We start from the raw sequence: 16,870 nt of genomic DNA on the forward strand, positions 1-16,870 counted from the left end.
AGACCCCGTAGGGCACGGAAGCCGATTATTCGGTATTATTACCGCATGCGATTTCTACCCCTTATTCTTGTTTTAGCGCTACCGAGCCTGTGCCTCAGCCAGGACAACAACTGGAAAGCCAAGCTAGGCTACACGGATGACGACGTGCTGCTGATCCTGCACGGCGACGACCTCGGCGTTAATCATGCCGTGAACGCGGCCAGTACCGACGGACTGGAGCGCGGCGTCCTCAATTCGACGAGTATCATGGTGCCGACGCCGTGGTTCGACGAGATTGCCGCCTACTTCATCGCCCACCCCGATCAGGATTACGGCCTGCACCTTACGCTGACCGCCGAATGGAACTACTACAAATGGGACGGTCTGACCGGCCAGGCCACTACCCCCGGCCTGCACGACGCCTCCGGCCATCTCTACCCCAGCGTGGCCGAGGTGGTAGAACACGCTAGCGCCGCGGAGGTGGAAGCCGAGCTCCGCGCCCAGATCGACCGGGCCCTGGCTGCGGGGCTCCGACCCTCCCACCTGGATTCCCACATGGGGGCGCTGTACTCCCACAAGGACTTCTTCGACGTGCTGGTCCGGCTGGGTGCCGAGTATCGTATTCCCGTTTTCCTTCCGGTCGGTAGGCTGCAACAAGCGCCCTATGACCTCGGTGGCCCCCACCCGGTCCTGGTCGACGCCGTGTACATGAACACGGAACTTACCGACCGGGCGGCCGTCTTTGCGTACTACGACGAGACGCTGCGCAACCTCCAGCCGGGCCTCAACGAGCTCATCGTCCACCTCGGCAAGGACAACGACGAGCTCCGCGCGGCCTACGTGGACCACCCCTATTACGGCTCCGCCTGGCGGCAGCACGACTGGGAGTACCTCACCAGTCCGCACCTCCGCGAGCTACTGCGGGAACAGGGGATCACCCTGATCACCTGGCGGGAGATCCAGGGGGCGGTGTACGGCGACTAGGGCGGGGCCGCGGGTGCTCCCTCCATCGTCTACCTCCGCACGAACAGGCTACCAATACCATCGTAGGAGTTGTCATTAATGGTCAGGCGGTCCACCTCCACCAGCCGGATGATGCCGCTGAATGCTACCCCAACGGGAGGAAGGTCTTCTGAGTAGGTGATGTAGCGGTCTTCCTCGCCGGAGTAAATGGACCGTTGCATCGTGATCGTATAGGTACCCCGCGAGCGTTCGTCGCTGTCCTCCGCTATGGTATAGCGGCCGTTAGCGAGTAGGTCCAGTCGCACGGTGGTGCCGGTGGAGGCCGGGGTTCTGTTCAGTCTGCCCGTAAATCCGCCGCTGGTACTGACCCAGTCCCAGCTGCCGATGAGGTCCGAGCCTCCGAATGATATATCAGCCTTGGGGGAGCAAGAGCAAATACTGAGCAACAGCAGGGGCAGAAAGCGTAGTAGTTTCATAGCGTATACGGTGAGGGTATCAATCAACCGTTTCGAGAAAGACGTTGGCGCGGAGGGCAGTCGTTGGCCGGTTTTCTCCGTTTTCCTACACTTTATGACTTTGTTAATCGACGCGAAGCGCTCACTGGTGGATATAGCGCTCGCGGCCCCGCGCCTACCCCGGAGACTTGCCGCTTAACGTGGGCGCTGGCATAGCCGGGCATAGACCAAACAGCGCAATTAGCAAACTCTACTCCCGATGAAGGGGCAGCACGGTGGCATGGGCCAAAACCGACCAGCGGGAGCTTTTGAACCATTGACGCCGTGGTGGCACCGTCACTGATCGAAGCGACTTACACCGAACTTTTTTAGTCCCGGTTGACGACAATGGCGCATTGTTGAGCTAGTGTACTTGTAGCCCTTCATTCGTCAACCTCACGTAGCACTCGCTGGTACAGACCCGAACTAACCCGGAAACCAGTCTCGTAGATTAAGCGGTCCATGATCGGCTTGATGTCAGGTAGGGTGCCCCGCTGCTTCCCGTCAATCAACACACCTAGTAAGCCAACTATACGTATACCGTTGTCTTTCGCTACCCTCCTACCTTTGCGTTCGTCGATTAGCAATAAGTCAGCGGATAGTTCCTTGCTTAAGACAATTGCTGCGGCCTCACCCGGGTCCAAAGTCGTGAGTAGCTTTTCATAGAGTTTTTTGTCGGTTGGAACAACTGCCTCAATCCAGCTACATTCCTTGACCAGATTCATGGTGCCCGCATGATGCATTAGTTCATCGCTGACGTGAGTAGGAATGACGATGCGGCGGTATAAATTTTTAAGTAAATCTAAGTACTCAATCTGCGCCAAATTAGTGATCACTGAGGTGTCGCTTACAACGATCATCTAGCCTGATCTTGAGATCTCAAGTCCTTTAAACTACTCAGATCATCCTCAAAGTCGTTAACGTCGTACTTGATGTTTACATCCCGCTTAGCCAGCTCTTTTTGAAAGGATATAACGTCCATTTGCACCAAGGCTCTCGCTTGGCCGAGGCTTAACCTCTCACTATCATAAAGATAGACCGCCACTTCTACTAGTAAATCGGCTGCGCTAATTTTAGCAGAAGAGAGTATCTGCTCTGGTACTCTAAGATCCGCGCCCATGGCTCACTTCAAGTTTGTTACTGCCACAGGAACAGACCTAGCCGATAGGAAGTTTTACCCGTGGTTCACGCAACCTATTGGGTTACTCCGAAATGTACAGCGGTATGATAGCAGCGATTTATTACTTTTTAAAATCTAACTTTCATCAAAGTGGAAGATCACTTCGCCGGTTCCACCCTGTTTCACTATTCCTGCGGGTTTTCGCTGCGCTGCGGGTCTGTTCGTGCCGGCCCAATGCCGGCATGTCGCCGAACATCAATGTCTACAATTGCACAAACACCCCAATATGAGTAGGGTGTCCAATCTGTTAGGGCGGGGCCGTGACGGTTTTTGCCCCGCCGCGTAGTCGGCGCAACATGCTGTATCGGTTATCACAAGTATGTTCTTCGTGCCAAGCTTGGACCATGGGCTGACTTACCCTCTTTAAGCCGATGGTGACCAGACCAAGGTCGATGGGCAGCGCTAGTAGCGGGAGATACAACACGTCGGAACTGATGACCTGCGTGCCCCCCTTGTTTTTGTAGTAGCCAAAGGTAGCTTCGATGATATCCGAACAGCACAACAGGCGATCGCGGCCCGTTAGTAAGTGCTGGTGATCCTGGAAGTACCGTTCGATCACGGCGATGAGCTCTTCGGCCATAATACCCGGGGGTGTTTGGCTGCAGCGGTAGTGGGCTACTCGATCCCTCCAGAGCTGCTGGCTACGGGCACTGATCCCGGACGTTTTGAGTAGGCTGCTAGCCAGGGTGATGATGGCGCGTAGGCTCCGCAGTACGGCTAATAGCTCTACTACCGGTTGGCGCTCCAGGTAAGCCAGCGTCTGTCGGTGATCGGCGGGCAGGGCGGGCCAGTATTGACCGAGCCGGTCCACCCAATCCAGGATAACAAAGACACGCAGAAAGCGGTCCTTGTCCCGCAACGTCGGGGGACAAAGATGACTGCGCTGGCTCAGCAGGTGCTGGCGACGGTAGGTGCCCATAAAAGCGGTTAGCTCCCGCAGCGGCGCATGATCGGCCAGCAGCTTTTTCAGGGCATTCATCATCACGTGGCTACAGTCAGCAACGGCGGCCAGTCCCCGTTGAGCAAACGCCCCCAGTAGATTAGTGTCCTGGTCGCTAATCACGTACTGTAGGTCGATGTCGGCGTGGTAGGCCAAGCGCTCCGTCATAAAGTCCGCTACCTGATCGGCCTTCCAGCTGCGTTGCACTTCCACCCCTAAGACCTCTACTTCGGTGTGGGTCAGGGCCGCACAGTGAGCTTGCTGCTCGCTTAGTTTGACGCCTAAAAGCAGGAGGCACTTCTCACAACCAATCTGGATGCTCTCATCAATGATGGCCACGTACTGACCCGTTTTTCGCTCGCTATGGTCCAGCGCGTAGAGCCCCAGGCGGCGCGTCCAGTTATCGACCGTAGCGTGGCGGGGCTGGCCGTAGTCCCACCCCATGAGCCCAGCGAAGTAGGCTACCGTCTTGGCCGCGCAGCGTAAGGAAGCACCGGCCTGAACGACCATGAACACGGCCAGGGCGATCATCTCGGCCGGATAGTGGTGGTTGGGCACCGACGTGGGGGCAAGCCGTCGCTGGAGCGCGTCGCGTTGGGCGGTAAGGCGGGCAATGTGTGCTTCCCGGCGGCGCAAGGTAGCCAGCAGGCGTCGACGCTCCCGGCGCCCGGCGCTCAGTTGGTTCTTAAGTCGGTGAAGCGTAATTTTGAAGCGTGTCCGCACGGTCGGTTTTGTTGGTCGTACTTCAAAATTACGACGTGTGGGCACACCTTTAAACTGACCCATAACCGCTACGGGTGAAGGCTAACAGATTGGACACCCTACCAATATGAGCCACTCATCAATCCAGCCAAAGAATATCTCTTCCCCCCAGCCCCCGCCGCAACTTTCCAACCCAGCACCCCCGATAGCTATCGGGGCCCCGCCCCACACCCGGCGACCACTGGGGCTACGGTTATAGCACCCGCATCACCGACGTGGTGAATAACAGGCATACGATACAGTACGATTTCGAGCGCGACGATTAGGTGACCTACGGAGGTACGTGCTACGATCTGCAGCAATTTCACTTCCACGAGAGCTCGGAACATACCATCGACGGGGTGCGCTACCCGCTGGTGCTGTTGCAGATGAGCCGGTTTACTCGTCCCTTACCGGTTGGCCATCTACCGTTTTCACGTAAAGAGTGATGGGCCCATCTAGCGGGGAGTCGTCGAAGTATGCTTTATTCCCGCAGATCACACCAAAGCCTTGGCGAAGACCGGGAGTGCCTGGTGCCGGCTGAATGGTTAAGTTAGTGCCATAGGTTTCGACGGTGATGTCGAAGCGGGATTGGAGCACTTCCCCGTCGCCCCAGGTATATAATACCGTACTATCGGCCCTGAATTCAATGAACGGATTATCAGAGTCGAACTCCCCACAAAAGGCAGTAGAATCGGTGATGGGGCAGCAGGTCCCTACGGAAACTACGAAAGTCCATCTGCCCAGTACGGCGGCGAAGTGGTCGTCGGGAGACAGCTTGTAGAGAGATGGGCAGTCGGGGCGCCGGTAGCGATCTGTATCTATACAGAAAGTTGGAGTAGCAAAGGGCTGACTATCGTCGTCGTCGGCACAGCCGACTAAGAGCAGTAGAAGCAGGGGAAGTAGCGACAGCAGGTTCATAGCCGTAAGACGCTGCCCGGGGGTATGGTCGTTAGTAGAAGAGTTTATTTTTTCGTCGATCCGACGGTGAATGTGGAGCGGGCGAATCTGGAGCATTTTTTGAGTGAGAAGGAGAATCCGGGTGGGGGTATTAGGCTAGGATAGTGTGGCTATTTCCTACTGCGTTCGAGCGTATACTTTCGCTCGTGGCCTTCTAAGCTATCGGATTCTACTTGACCACTGAACGTCATTAATCGCTCCAGTATCGCAATTGAGCCGGCATTATGTTGGTGAGCATACGCCGTTAGTACCTCCAGTTGGGTGCTTGCAAATAGGTAGTCGATCAGTCCTGCGCCAATCTCGCTCCCGAATCCCTGCCCCCAGTACCGCTCCCGCAGGCGGTAGGCGACTTCGTACTCTGCACGTTGGTTGCGGTAAACTCCACACATACCAATGAAGGCGGTATCCGCCAGACGCATTATAGCCCAGAGCCTGTAGAATGTGCTAGCATCGCGGTAGTAGCCAATGAAACGATCCAGCTCCCGTTCAGCTTCTACCAGGGTCATAGGCGCTTTGATGTATCGCATCACGTTCGGGTTGCGTTGCATGTCATAGAATCCGGGCAAGTCGGATGGTTTTAACTTCCGTACATAGAGGCGTCTGGTTTGAAATAGCACGGTAGCAAATTAGTCAACTGGTGAATGATACCGTACCCTTCCCCGGAGGGGGAGCCCTTCTGCAGCGAGGTCTGTAGCGCCGCAGGCGGTAGGGCCTCGCGGTCAATACGGCAAACTACGGATGTCATCTAATCCCAGCGCAGCCGGAGGCCGCATCCAACGGCGCTGCCGGAGGCAGCTTCGTACTTTCGTTGCACCCGCGCCCCCGCCCCCATGCACGTCAAGCTCATCCTACCCGCCCTGGCCGAGGCCGAAAGTCCCCTCTGGCGCCCGATCAAGTACTCCCTCTTTCCACCGCTGGGACTAGCCACGTTGGCCGCTTACCTCCCCTCCGACTGGCACGTTGACCTACAGGATCAGCACGTCGAGACGCTTGATCTGGACGATACGCCCGACCTGGTGATTATACAGGTGTACATCACCAACGCCTACCGCGCCTACCGGATCGCCGATGCCTACCGCGCCAGGGGGTGCTACGTGTGTTTGGGCGGACTGCACGTCACCTCCCTGCCCGATGAGGCAGCACCCCACGCCGATTCCATCTTCCTGGGGCCGGGGGAGGAGACCTTTCCGCAGTTTCTGGCCGACTGGCAGGCGGGCCGGCAGAAAAAGGTGTACTTCTCGCCGAAGCGTACCTTGGTGGGGGTACCGCCCATCCGTCGCGACCTGATCAAGCGCCATAAGTACCTGGTGCCCAATTTGATCGTGGTGACCCGGGGGTGCCCGCACCACTGTGACTTCTGCTACAAAGACGCCTTCTTTACGGGGGGCAAATCCTTCTACACCCAGGCCGTCGACGATGCCCTGGCCGAGATCGACCGATTGTCCGGGCGCCACCTCTACTTTCTGGATGATCATTTGCTAGGCAACGCCAAATTCGCTACCGCCCTCTTCGCGGAAATGCGGGGTATGAACCGGGTCTTTCAGGCCGCGGCCACCATCGACAGCATCCTGCGCGGCGACCTCATCGAACGGGCGGCGGAGGCGGGACTGCGCAGCCTGTTCGTAGGCTATGAAACCTTCTCACCCGAAAACCTGCGCCAGAGCAACAAAAAGCAAAACCTCAAAAAAGACTACGAAGCAGCTACCCAGCGTCTCCACGACCTCGGTATCCTCATTAACGGCAGTTTCGTTTTCGGCCTTGACGACGACGGGCCCGATGTCTTTGAGCGCACCGTCGACTGGGGAGTACGCAACGGACTGACCACCGCGACCTACCATATCCTCACGCCCTACCCGGGCACCAACCTCTACGGCCAGATGGAGCGCAACGGCCGCCTGCTCACCCGCAACTGGGATCTCTACGACACCCGCCACGTAGTCTACCAAACCACTAAGCTATCGGCACAAAAACTCAAGGCGGGCTACGATTGGGCCTACCGTGAGTTCTACAGTTGGAAAAACATCGCCGCAGCCAGCCTCTCCCACGATAGCCCCAAGCACCAGCTCAAGCACTTCCTCTACGCCGGCGGTTGGAAGAAATTCGAACCGCTGTGGAACGTGCTCATCAAGACCAGCCAGCTGAATAACATGCTGCCGCTGCTGGAAGGGATTCTGACCAAGGTACGCCCTAGGGCCCACAACAAAAAAATAGCATCCACACGTATAGGCCAAAGCGCCTAAAGCCATCACCCAACCCCCTCACCCGGAGGACCAGCCGCGAAGTTTGGGGGAAGTACATCCTAAGGCATAGGGCGGGGCCGCAGGTGCAAGACCGATCGAACGCACTGTACCACCCCGCCGCTGCGTTCACTGCCGAAGGAGGGGAGAAAACAGCACCCGACCCTACCGGTTACTTCTTGTTAGATGCCTAATCCCCAAAGTATCATCTGTACGGTTTTTGAGGGCGCGTACCACCTCGGCGTGGGTGCCCTAGCCAATTCACTCTACGCCTGCGGCTACCGCGGGGTGCTGTACGCCGGCTTCCGTGGACCGCTGCCCCCCTGGGCTACCGATACGGTGACCGAGCAGGATGGTCTATCGGTATACCTCGTAGCCGAAGGATTCACCATTCACTTTGCCCACCAGGACACCGGGGAGATGCTCGCCAACGTCAAGCCGGAACTGATCCAGCAGGTGTGGGAGCGCTACGGAGATACGATACACACTGTGTTTTACGTCGACTGCGACATCGTCATCAAGGCCCCCTGGCACCGCCTGGAGGAGTGGGCCCAGTACGGGGTGGCACTGTGCGAGGATATGAACTCCCCGGTTTCCAAATCGCACCCGCTACGGGCCCAGTGGAAGGAGTACTATGCGCAATTTGGCATCGACTACGTCCCAAAGGACGATATCTACGTCAACGGAGGCTTCGTAGGCATCCACCAGCGTTACCGCGGGTTTGCCAAGCGCTGGGGGGAACTACAGGACTACATGAAGGAGTACACCGGCCACCAGGACCGGATCGGTATTGCCGACCGCTGGAACATGTTCCACTTCATGGACCAGGATGCACTCAACGTGGCTAAGGACCTCACCGATGAGGTGAGCATAATGGGCGCGGATGCGATGGACTTCGGTAGATCCGGCTACGTCATGTCGCACGCTGCCGGCCGCGCCAAACCCTGGGATAAGGCCTACCTACGCGACATCTTCGTGACCGGCGCCCGACCCAGCTTTTCCGATAAACAGTACTGGCACTCCGTGGATGGGCCCATCCGGTTGTTCTCTCCGGGGCACGTCTGGCGTAAGCGGGTGGCGTTGAAGACGGCGGCGTTTATTGGGCGGTTCTTTACTAAAACCTAGCCGCATTGTACTGCCGCTGCCGGAGGCCAGCATCGTACTTTGGGGCATGCGCTACCTGCTTCTCCTCGCCCTCCTATCCACCCTGCACCCGCGCACCGCCGCCCAATCAATCCGCGTAGACCCTACCGCACAGGCCACCCCCATCACCCCCCTCGTGTACGGACAGTTCATCGAGCACCTCGGCCGCTGCGTAGCTGGCGGATTGTACGAGCCAACCTCTCCCCTAAGCGACGACCGCGGCTTCCGCACCGACGTGCTAAAACTGGTGCAAGGGCTAGACGTGCCCCTCCTCCGCTTCCCCGGCGGCACCGTGACCAAAATCTACCACTGGGAGTACGGCATCGGCCCGAAGGAGGACCGCCCTAAGCGACCGAATCTAATTTGGGGCGGCAACATTGAGTATGGCTTCGGTACGGCGGAGTTCGTCACCTACTGCCGGGAGATCGGTGCGGAGCCTTTCCTAGTCGTCAATATGGCCACCGGTACCCCCGAAGAGGCCAGCAACTGGGTCGAGTACTGCAACGGAACGGGGGATACCTACTACGCCAATCTGCGGCGGGAGCACGGCTACCCCGAGCCCTTCAACGTCACCTACTGGGGCATCGGCAACGAGGAGAGTGCCGAGCCCGATGCCGGTCGCCACCAGGACGTAGACGTATACATCGACGATACCTGGCAATTCACCAAGCTGATGAAGTTGCAGGACCCTAGCATAAAACTGACGATGGTCGGCGATACCCGCGACCGTGACTGGAATCAGGAGATCCTCGACGAACTGCACTCGGTTAGTGATTACCTGGCCGTACACTTCTACGCCGTGCCGGGCGATACGACCTACGCCGCCCTGCTGGAGAGTGTATATCAGTATGATGCTTACCTCGACACTCTGCGCGAGCAGCTGGCCCCAGTACCGGAAACTGGGGGGCTGAGCCGTTGGTACCGCTTTGACGGCAGGCAAGCACCATTGAAGCTAGCCATCGACGAGTGGGGTATCTGGAACATGGATTCCCCAAAGGGCCGGGGTGCCTACGCACTGGAATACCCCTACGACTGGCGGCACGCCCTGGCCACGGCCACCTTCCTGCATATGTTCTACGCCAACGCCGATATCATCGCTCTGGCCACCTGGGCCCAGACCGTAAACGTGCTGGCCCCCATCATGACCAGCGAGGAGTCCGCCTGGAAGCAGACGGTGTACACGCCACTGGAGAAGTACCGGGCGTATATGCTGGATAACTACCTGCCGGTAGCGTTAAGCGATATACCCACATTACCCTCCGGCCGGCCGGCACTGGATGTAAGCGCTACTGTTTCCGCTGCCGGGGATAGCGTGGTGGTCGCCGCCATTAACCTGTCGCTAGAGCAAGATGCCGCGGTGGACATGACGCATGCCGTGCCGGGGATGCGGCTACAGCGGCGGGTAGTATATTCGGCGGATGATCCACTGGCCGTGGGTACGGCTGCCGCGGATGTCGTGCGGGAGGTGAAGGATGATGGGGCGGGGTCGCTGGTGGCTGGGGGGATTGGATTTTATTTTTACTCAAAAGACTAAGGTCGAGTGGCCTCTGGCCCGAGCCTACCCCACTTGCCGCCTGAAGCTGCGGAGCAGCTTCCTAATCTGTGAGCAATCCGTAGATAATTTGTGGTAAAGGCCCTTCCCAGCGCAGCCAGAGGCTGCATTTTACTGCCGTCCCAATAGCTATCGGGAGTGGCAGCATTGTACTGTCTACTTCGGCGCGGCAAACCGCTCATCCGTAAGCAGCGACTCGTCCGTAAGCGTATTCAGAAATGCCAGCAACGCCCGCTTCTGCCGCTCCGTCAGCGGAAAGCCTGTGATGTTGGGGTCTTTGTTCTCCAGACCATGGCCACCGCTGGCGTAGTGGTCGAGCACCTCCTCCAGCGTCTTGAAGCGGCCATCGTGCATGTAGGGGGCCGTGAGAGCGATATTGCGCAGGGTGGGGGTACGGAACTTACCGTTGTCGAAGCGATTACCGGTCACACCGCCTAGGCCCGGATCGGGGAAGTCGTCCAGGGAGGCCACATCCTCGATGCCGTTGTTGTGGAACTTGTTGTCGCCGAAATTGGGGGCGTTATGGCAATGGCCACAGCCGGGGTGCAGCACGCCGGGGGCCAGGTTCTCCACAAAGAAGAGACTATCGGCCCCGAGCTGCTCCTCCTCGGTAAAGAAGTCGGTATTTTGGTACACCACTCGATCGAACTTACTATTCGCCGAGATGATCGTACGCTCGAACTGGGCCAGCGCCTTGATGGTCAACTCCTGGGTGATCTCCTCCCTAGTGTCGATCCCAAAGGCTGCCCGGAAGCGTGCCGGGTAGTCGGCATCCTCGCGCAGTTTACGCAGCACCTCCTCCCAGTCGTTGTCGAGCTCCAGCATGTCCTCGACGGGGTGAATGGCCTGCTTCCAGAGCTTGGGGGCGTCGCCGTCCCAGTTGAAGCCGTTAGGGTTGAAGGCCAGGTTCACCAGTGACATCGCACTACGGTTGCCCTCTAGGCGGCGGATGCCCAGCGAGCGATTGAGCCCATCGGTAAAGGCCAACTCCTGTTTGTGGCAGCTGGCGCAGGACATATTGCCGTCCGTACTCAGGATCGAGGCGTCGTAGAAGATACGTCGACCGAGGTCTACCCCCTCTACCGACATAGGGTTCTCCGCATCGACTACCGGAGCGGGCAGGTAGGCCGGCACCTCCAGGGCGTAGGGGGTGGGGGTGTTCGGTCCGGTAATGGCTCCCGCTTCGGGTATTTCCACCGCTCCGCCACCGGGTTCGTCCCGACAGCCTACCGCTAGGAGCAAGATCGAAAGAGCGGCGATGAGGAGAGAGCGGTACATACTGAGTTATCGTGCAACGAATGAAGTGTCGGTAAGGGTGTGCAGAAAGGCCACTAATGCAATCTGCTGCCGGTCATCTAGGCCCAGGGGGCGGATGTTGGCGCTGCGGTTCTCGGCGTAGTGACCTCCGCTGTTGTAGTGCTGCACGACCTCCTCCAAAGTAGCGAAGCGCCCGTCGTGCATGTAGGGAGCCGTAAGAGCTGCATTGCGCAAGCCCGGGGTACGGAAGCGGCCGTTGTCGTAGGGCTGCCCCGTGATGGCCCCACGGCCCGGGTCGCGAAAAGCGGTCAGGTTAGTCACCTCGTCCAGACCGTTATTCTCGTACCGCTGGTTGGTGAAGTGGGGCGGCGTGTGGCAGTGGGCGCACTCCCCCTTCGGCAGCCCCGCGTAAGGGCCCCGCGGATCGTCGCCGAAGTCAAAGAAGATCGCCTGGCCCAGTGCCTCCGCCTCCGTGTAGCTGGCCTCCCCCCGCTGCACCCGGTCGTACTTGCTATTACGGGAGACGAGCGTGCGCTGGTACTGCGCCAGGGCCCTACCTACCAGCGTGGAATCCATCGCCTCCGTCCCGAAGGCCTCCCGAAACGCCTCCCGGTAGCAAGTCTCCCCCCGCAGCCGTTCGATCACCGCCGGCCAGCTTCCACCCATCTCGTGGACCGTGCCGATGGGGTGCAACGCCTGGGTTTCAAGGTTATCGGCCCGCCCATCCCAAAATAGCGGCTGGTGGAGGTAGCCGATATTAGATAGGGCGGGGGTGTTGCGGGTACCGACTAGCCCTCCTACTCCCACGCTCAGCGCCCGCCCGTCGCTGAAGGCCAGCGCCGGCTGGTGGCAGGTACCACAGCTTACCGTTCCGTCCGCCGATAGGATAGGGTCGAAAAACAGCCGCTCGCCCAGCGCCGTACCGGCAGGAGTAGAAAGGTTATCATCGGGGTAGAGAATAGCAGCAAAATCCGATGGTGTGGGCTCTACGTCTCGTCCACAACCAAGAACTAAAACAAGCAGTACCGGCCAGCCCCGCATCCCTTACTGCCGTACTTCCAGTTCGAACTGCCCGGCTAGCCGGTTCCAGATGTCCAGTGCCACGGCCTGATTGCCCCCGTGCACCGCCTGCTGTTGCGGATTGGTGATGTCAAAGGTGTCGGCACCGTCGGAGAGCGCCCGCAGCACGTCGGCCACTACGGTCAGCTGCGGCGTCTGGCCGGCCCGTACGCTGAAGGCTTGGTTAAACGCCACCGTGGTATAAAGCGAGTCGCTGCCCATGTGGTAGCTCAGCCCCGTATCGTACAGTCCGTCGCCCTCCAGGTCGGCATTGGCCTCGATCTTCGCAAAGACGTAGCGGGTAGCCGGCCCCCAAAATTCCGCCTCGTTAAGCACGTAATCGGCGGCAAAGTTGCTGGGGTCCTGGGCATTTAACTCCGGTTTTACCCCCAGCCCAAAGCGTAGCCCCGCATAATCCCCCTCCGGCACCCGAAAGGTCCGCGTCTGCGTAGCCGAATCACTAGCCGACATCCAGCGCAGCAGGTCGATATCGGTCAGGCGTACGGGCGTGGCACCGTTCCGGGGTAGTAGTTCCAGGTCCGATACATAGTACTGAAACAGCAGCACCTTCAGCGTATCCCCGGTGGGGTAAGCGTAGGCATCCCGCTGTATCCCCAGGGGCATCCCGTCATACTTGGCTCGAAAATCGAGCGTCAGGTCAGTCTCCGCGAGTGGGGCATCCACGTCATCATCGTCGAGACAGGCCGTCAGACTCAGCAACAGGAGCAGGGGGAGCAGCAAGTGTTTCATAGGCGGGCGGGGCCGCGGGTGCGGCGCTGATTGGATGAGTTACCATAACGCGCCTTGCCCCCGTCGGGTGTTCCTGCCCCCCTCCTATTGTCGCCCCCCCGGCCGACAAAGCAGGCGAACATGTACAAAATCAATCCCGTTGGGACTAGCACATCTTATCATCCAAGTTTACCTCCCCCATGGACCAGTCCCCCAACTCCTCCCTCGATAACGCCCTCAAGCAACTCACCTACGGTTTCTACATCGTCGCCACCCGTAAGGACGGCCACGACCTCAAGACCCGCTCGGAGGACTGGATCAGCGCCGCCACCGTCAGCTGGGCCACCCAGTCGAGCTTCGATCCGCCGCTGATCACCATCGCCATCCAGAAGGACAGCGATGTCAACGAGACCATCCAGAAGGCACAGTCTTTCTCCCTCACCGTCCTGGGCAAGAACGACGAGGCCCTTATTAAGAAATTCGCCCAGCAGACCGAGGTCGACTACGGCGCCCACTCCGTCAACGGTATCTCCTACACCGAGGGCGAGACCGGTGCCCCCGTCCTCGACTGCGGCATCGCCACCCTGGAGTGCAAGCTCGAGGATGCCCTGACCACCCACGGCGATCACATCCTCTTCGTGGGCAAGGTCATCAAGGCCACCAGCAAGGATGGCCAGCCCATCACGGAGATGGATACGCGCAAGCATTACGAGGGGGTGAGTCCGCGGAGCTAGTGGGTCGTGGCTTCTAGCCGCGGTATCGAGGCGGGAGCGGTAGCCCCGACGAGGATTTCGGGAGCTAATGGGTCGTGGCTTCTAGCCGCGGTGCTCACTTCGGCGTGGCAACCCCGAAAGGATGCCGGAAGCCAATACCCCGCCGCCAGAGCTAAGAACCACTAGCCATGACCGACCCCAAAATCGATGCCCACCTAAGCAAGGAGTCCCACCTAGCCCCCCTAGTCGCCCGCCACTCCCTCAAACCCCGGCCCGACCACGGTGGCGACGTGTACTTCGGCCTCCTGCGCTCCATCACCTACCAGCAGCTGAGCGGGCGGGCGGCGGGTACCATCTTTGGCCGCTTTCTGGACCTCTTCCCCGATGGCTACCCCCACCCGGAGCGGTTGCTGGATTTATCCGAGGGTGACCTGCGGGCGGTGGGCATGAGTCGCCCAAAGGCCGGCTACCTCCACGGCGTGGCGGCCTTCTGGCTGGAGTATAAACTGATCAACCAGGACTGGTCGAAGCTCACCGACCAGGAGATCATCGACCTCCTCACCCAGATCAGGGGCGTAGGCCAGTGGACCGTGGAAATGGTGCTGATGTTCGTCCTACAACGACCCGACCTGCTGCCGCTGGACGATCTGGTGGTGCGGCGCAACCTTATCGCGCTCTTCGACCTCGGTCACCTGAAGGGTAAGGCCTTGATTGCAGCGATGATTGCGGCGGCGGAGCCCTGGCGACCGTACCGGAGTTTTGCGAGTCGGTACTTGTGGGAGATGGGCTAGGGCACGGTGGTGCACTGGAGGGGGAGGAGGACGCCGCCGTTGCGGGTTTGGTCAGCCTGTAGCTGCTGCTGCAGCAGGGCGAGTAGGTGGTCGATGGCGGTGGAGTCGTCCGGGGGTAGGTTACTAAGGATAGTGGCCAGCTCACGGGTCACCAGCGGTGTAGAAATGGAGGTTCCGTACACCACATCGGTCCCGTAGACGGTACTTCCTGTAGCGGTAGCCCCCAGCTTTGGTGCTTCGGCGGCCGCGTAGGCAGCTAGGGTGACGGACTGCGCCCCAAAATTGGAGAATGATGCTAAACTGAGCGCGTCGTTTTCATCCACGTAGGAGGCTACTGTTATCAAATTAGGGAAGGTGTCTTGGCCGGCGTAAGCAGCGGGCCACTGGGGGTCGGTATCGACGTTAGCAGTCTCATTGCCGGCGGAGGTAACCACGATGACACCCTGGTCATTGGCGTAGTCGATGGCGCACTGTAGGGCCAGGGGAGTTTCCTCGGTGGGGATTCCCCAACTTAGATTGATGATGTCGGAGCCATTCTGTACGGCGGCGTAGATGGCCGTAATGGCCCCGAAGTAGGTGGCCTCGCCGTACCCGTTAAAGATCTTATAGTGCACCAGGGTCAACGGACGGCTACCCCGGTAGTTGCTCACGATGGCTCCGGCTACCGCGGTCCCGTGACCGAGCTGATCGTCCGGAGAGAAGTCCCCATTGATGAAGTCATAGCCGAGCCCGTCGGACTGTACAAAGGGTGTACTGCTACCCCGGTAGGCATGTCGATCCCAAACTGCCGAGGAGAGTAGGGTGTCGGCCCCTGAGTCGATGACGGTCACAACGATGTTGTCCCCACCGGCCGTGCTCGGCATAGCCACACCGGGGCGGAACTGGAGCGCTTCGCAGGTAGCCGGCCCCACGTACTGGGCGGGAAAAGCTACCGTGTCGGTGATCGTGTAGTACTGACGTCCATCCTGTACCGACCGCACGGTAGACAGGGGGCTGAGGCTGCGGGGGGTGAGGCGGATGAGGAAGTCTTCCTCTACGAAGTAGTTGATGGTGTCCTGTTTGATCTTCTCTCGAATTAATGGAGGCTCACTGTTTGGATCAATACCATAGGGTAGCTCTACGACTACAAGTCCTCCAACATCGGGAAACGGTAGGGAATCAACAACTGTCAAGCCCTGTTCGCGCGCCCATGCCCCAACGAAGGCATTCGGATTACAACTACCGATGACCATTCGTTGCGTACGCTCGCCATCGCAATTCACTGCCACATTATTGCTTATGGTGCGCCGCTGTGGCTCCTGCTGGTAGGCTGTCAGTCTGATCGTGTTGTCGGTAAAATTGGAAATCACCGGGCGATTACGGCTAACGGATACCACCAAGGCATCGAATTGACCTGCTGGAACCGAAAAACTAACCGAAGGATAAAACGCCTTCGAAGACTGACAACTTAGCAACTCCTGAGGTGCTCCACCCCCGTTAGAAATGCCGTACGCGCGGTAGTAGACCTCCTGACTCAGGTTTTCAAACTGAAGGAATACCGAACCAGATGTGGGAGCCGGTAGCCGGACTTGGTGCTCAAATAGTGGATCACCACAGGCTACCGTCGGTAGGTTGTAAGGATTCTGGTTTATTCCTTTAGGTACCAAAATGAGGGGAGCAGGATTGCACCTACCATCGGCATATGTCAGGTCAGCATCGTTGCTACACCCATCACACCCGAGTACAAACAGAGAGATCAAAGCGATCAGGAGCAGGTAAGGCGATTGACACATAAGCGAGGCGTTTCTACTTTATGCTTAATGCAAAAGGTGTGTTACATTTGAGTTTATCTACCCAGTTAATTATTTATCAAAGTCTTGAAGATACTGCTAAGCACCCTTTTCTTGTGGCTGTGCGTCACAACAGGCTTCGGCCAACTGGAACCAAGCCGTATCGAGCTTATACAGTATGCACACACACTCTATGCTGCCGACAGCCTTGAAAAAGCTTTAGTGGCCTATCGAAAAGTTGCTTACGCGAAATTTGATGGAAGTCTGCTGGTGGATAGCCTGAGTGGATACGCCCTTCACCGTATGGGCGTCTGTGCCTATTACCTTTCTAAGTCGGAAGATGCTAAGGAATACTATCAAGGT

16 protein-coding genes are annotated in these 16,870 nt (G+C 58.6%); 6 read left to right on the forward strand and 10 right to left on the reverse strand.

Features of this window, described 5'->3' with window-relative positions; genetic code table 11:
* Window positions 1-45 precede the first annotated feature (45 nt).
* Complete coding sequence (locus tag ACOOHD_RS13235) at window positions 46-963, forward strand: polysaccharide deacetylase family protein (protein ID WP_420458357.1); 918 nt, start codon at window positions 46-48, stop codon at window positions 961-963.
* 29 nt (window positions 964-992) lie between these two features.
* Here the strand turns inward: ACOOHD_RS13235 and ACOOHD_RS13240 are convergent, their stop codons facing one another.
* The 6 genes from ACOOHD_RS13240 to ACOOHD_RS13265 form a co-directional block, all read right to left on the reverse strand.
* A complete protein-coding gene (locus ACOOHD_RS13240) occupies window positions 993-1,418 on the reverse strand; it encodes a hypothetical protein (RefSeq protein ID WP_420458358.1) in 426 nt (141 codons plus the stop codon).
* A gap of 401 nt (window positions 1,419-1,819) precedes the next feature.
* Window positions 1,820-2,296: a DUF3368 domain-containing protein gene (locus ACOOHD_RS13245; RefSeq protein WP_420458359.1), complete on the reverse strand. Its 477-nt coding sequence runs from the start codon at window positions 2,294-2,296 to the stop codon at window positions 1,820-1,822.
* Window positions 2,293-2,556, reverse strand: a complete 264-nt coding sequence (locus tag ACOOHD_RS13250) for a UPF0175 family protein (RefSeq protein ID WP_420458360.1) — start codon at window positions 2,554-2,556, stop codon at window positions 2,293-2,295. Before ACOOHD_RS13250 ends, ACOOHD_RS13245 begins: the two co-directional genes overlap by 4 nt.
* Window positions 2,557-2,863: 307 nt before the next feature.
* Window positions 2,864-4,279, reverse strand: coding sequence for a hypothetical protein (locus ACOOHD_RS13255; protein ID WP_420458361.1), 1,416 nt, complete (start codon window positions 4,277-4,279; stop codon window positions 2,864-2,866).
* Between the two features lie 417 nt (window positions 4,280-4,696).
* Window positions 4,697-5,314: a hypothetical protein gene (locus ACOOHD_RS13260; protein ID WP_420458362.1), complete on the reverse strand. Its 618-nt coding sequence runs from the start codon at window positions 5,312-5,314 to the stop codon at window positions 4,697-4,699.
* Between the two features lie 53 nt (window positions 5,315-5,367).
* Window positions 5,368-5,874: a GNAT family N-acetyltransferase gene (locus ACOOHD_RS13265; RefSeq protein ID WP_420458363.1), complete on the reverse strand. Its 507-nt coding sequence runs from the start codon at window positions 5,872-5,874 to the stop codon at window positions 5,368-5,370.
* A gap of 213 nt (window positions 5,875-6,087) precedes the next feature.
* Between ACOOHD_RS13265 and ACOOHD_RS13270 the strand changes: the two genes are divergently transcribed.
* The 3 genes from ACOOHD_RS13270 (at window position 6,088) to ACOOHD_RS13280 (ending at window position 10,171) form a co-directional block, all read left to right on the forward strand.
* Window positions 6,088-7,497, forward strand: a complete 1,410-nt coding sequence (locus ACOOHD_RS13270) for a B12-binding domain-containing radical SAM protein (protein ID WP_420458364.1) — start codon at window positions 6,088-6,090, stop codon at window positions 7,495-7,497.
* Window positions 7,498-7,680: 183 nt separating this feature from the next.
* Window positions 7,681-8,619: a hypothetical protein gene (locus ACOOHD_RS13275; protein WP_420458365.1), complete on the forward strand. Its 939-nt coding sequence runs from the start codon at window positions 7,681-7,683 to the stop codon at window positions 8,617-8,619.
* Between the two features lie 46 nt (window positions 8,620-8,665).
* Window positions 8,666-10,171 carry an alpha-L-arabinofuranosidase C-terminal domain-containing protein gene (locus ACOOHD_RS13280; protein ID WP_420458366.1) on the forward strand — a complete coding sequence of 502 codons (1,506 nt, stop codon included), beginning with the start codon at window positions 8,666-8,668 and terminating at the stop codon, window positions 10,169-10,171.
* Between the two features lie 174 nt (window positions 10,172-10,345).
* On the opposite strand, the gene ACOOHD_RS13285 is transcribed toward ACOOHD_RS13280, so the two are convergent.
* From ACOOHD_RS13285 to ACOOHD_RS13295, 3 genes are read right to left on the reverse strand one after another with little or no spacing between them, the layout of a single operon-like run.
* A complete protein-coding gene (locus tag ACOOHD_RS13285) occupies window positions 10,346-11,467 on the reverse strand; it encodes a cytochrome-c peroxidase (protein ID WP_420458367.1) in 1,122 nt (373 codons plus the stop codon).
* A 6-nt stretch (window positions 11,468-11,473) separates the two neighbouring features.
* Window positions 11,474-12,487: a cytochrome-c peroxidase gene (locus ACOOHD_RS13290; protein WP_420458368.1), complete on the reverse strand. Its 1,014-nt coding sequence runs from the start codon at window positions 12,485-12,487 to the stop codon at window positions 11,474-11,476.
* A 3-nt stretch (window positions 12,488-12,490) separates the two neighbouring features.
* Entirely contained in the window at window positions 12,491-13,255 is a 765-nt protein-coding gene (locus tag ACOOHD_RS13295; RefSeq protein ID WP_420458369.1) for an MbnP family protein, read from the reverse strand.
* Between the two features lie 179 nt (window positions 13,256-13,434).
* Between ACOOHD_RS13295 and ACOOHD_RS13300 the strand changes: the two genes are divergently transcribed.
* Together ACOOHD_RS13300 and ACOOHD_RS13305 are read left to right on the forward strand one after the other, a co-directional pair.
* Window positions 13,435-13,968 (forward strand): flavin reductase family protein, encoded by a 534-nt coding sequence (locus tag ACOOHD_RS13300; RefSeq protein WP_420458370.1) that lies wholly within the window; start codon window positions 13,435-13,437, stop codon window positions 13,966-13,968.
* A 167-nt stretch (window positions 13,969-14,135) separates the two neighbouring features.
* Window positions 14,136-14,738: a DNA-3-methyladenine glycosylase family protein gene (locus ACOOHD_RS13305; protein WP_420458371.1), complete on the forward strand. Its 603-nt coding sequence runs from the start codon at window positions 14,136-14,138 to the stop codon at window positions 14,736-14,738.
* Here ACOOHD_RS13305 and ACOOHD_RS13310 read toward each other — a convergent pair.
* On the reverse strand, window positions 14,735-16,006 hold the full coding sequence (locus tag ACOOHD_RS13310; RefSeq protein WP_420458372.1) for a S8 family serine peptidase: 1,272 nt from the start codon (window positions 16,004-16,006) through the stop codon (window positions 14,735-14,737). The genes ACOOHD_RS13305 and ACOOHD_RS13310 overlap by 4 nt on opposite strands.
* Window positions 16,007-16,870: the final 864 nt, after the last annotated feature.

The sequence above is a fragment of the Neolewinella sp. genome (assembly GCF_965214665.1).
Lineage (GTDB): Bacteria > Bacteroidota > Bacteroidia > Chitinophagales > Saprospiraceae > Neolewinella.

What these genes read in the sequence shown, in the direction of transcription:
- ACOOHD_RS13250 (WP_420458360.1), bottom strand. Translation starts at nt 2,556, where the DNA reads ATGGGCGCGGATCTTAGAGTACCAGAGCAGATACTCTCTTCTGCTAAA.
- ACOOHD_RS13290 (WP_420458368.1), bottom strand. Translation starts at nt 12,487, where the DNA reads ATGCGGGGCTGGCCGGTACTGCTTGTTTTAGTTCTTGGTTGTGGACGA.
- ACOOHD_RS13300 (WP_420458370.1), top strand. Translation starts at nt 13,435, where the DNA reads ATGGACCAGTCCCCCAACTCCTCCCTCGATAACGCCCTCAAGCAACTC.
- ACOOHD_RS13280 (WP_420458366.1), top strand. Translation starts at nt 8,666, where the DNA reads ATGCGCTACCTGCTTCTCCTCGCCCTCCTATCCACCCTGCACCCGCGC.
- ACOOHD_RS13275 (WP_420458365.1), top strand. Translation starts at nt 7,681, where the DNA reads ATGCCTAATCCCCAAAGTATCATCTGTACGGTTTTTGAGGGCGCGTAC.
- ACOOHD_RS13270 (WP_420458364.1), top strand. Translation starts at nt 6,088, where the DNA reads ATGCACGTCAAGCTCATCCTACCCGCCCTGGCCGAGGCCGAAAGTCCC.
- ACOOHD_RS13295 (WP_420458369.1), bottom strand. Translation starts at nt 13,255, where the DNA reads ATGAAACACTTGCTGCTCCCCCTGCTCCTGTTGCTGAGTCTGACGGCC.
- ACOOHD_RS13305 (WP_420458371.1), top strand. Translation starts at nt 14,136, where the DNA reads ATGACCGACCCCAAAATCGATGCCCACCTAAGCAAGGAGTCCCACCTA.
- ACOOHD_RS13245 (WP_420458359.1), bottom strand. Translation starts at nt 2,296, where the DNA reads ATGATCGTTGTAAGCGACACCTCAGTGATCACTAATTTGGCGCAGATT.
- ACOOHD_RS13285 (WP_420458367.1), bottom strand. Translation starts at nt 11,467, where the DNA reads ATGTACCGCTCTCTCCTCATCGCCGCTCTTTCGATCTTGCTCCTAGCG.
- ACOOHD_RS13260 (WP_420458362.1), bottom strand. Translation starts at nt 5,314, where the DNA reads ATGCTCCAGATTCGCCCGCTCCACATTCACCGTCGGATCGACGAAAAA.
- ACOOHD_RS13240 (WP_420458358.1), bottom strand. Translation starts at nt 1,418, where the DNA reads ATGAAACTACTACGCTTTCTGCCCCTGCTGTTGCTCAGTATTTGCTCT.
- ACOOHD_RS13235 (WP_420458357.1), top strand. Translation starts at nt 46, where the DNA reads ATGCGATTTCTACCCCTTATTCTTGTTTTAGCGCTACCGAGCCTGTGC.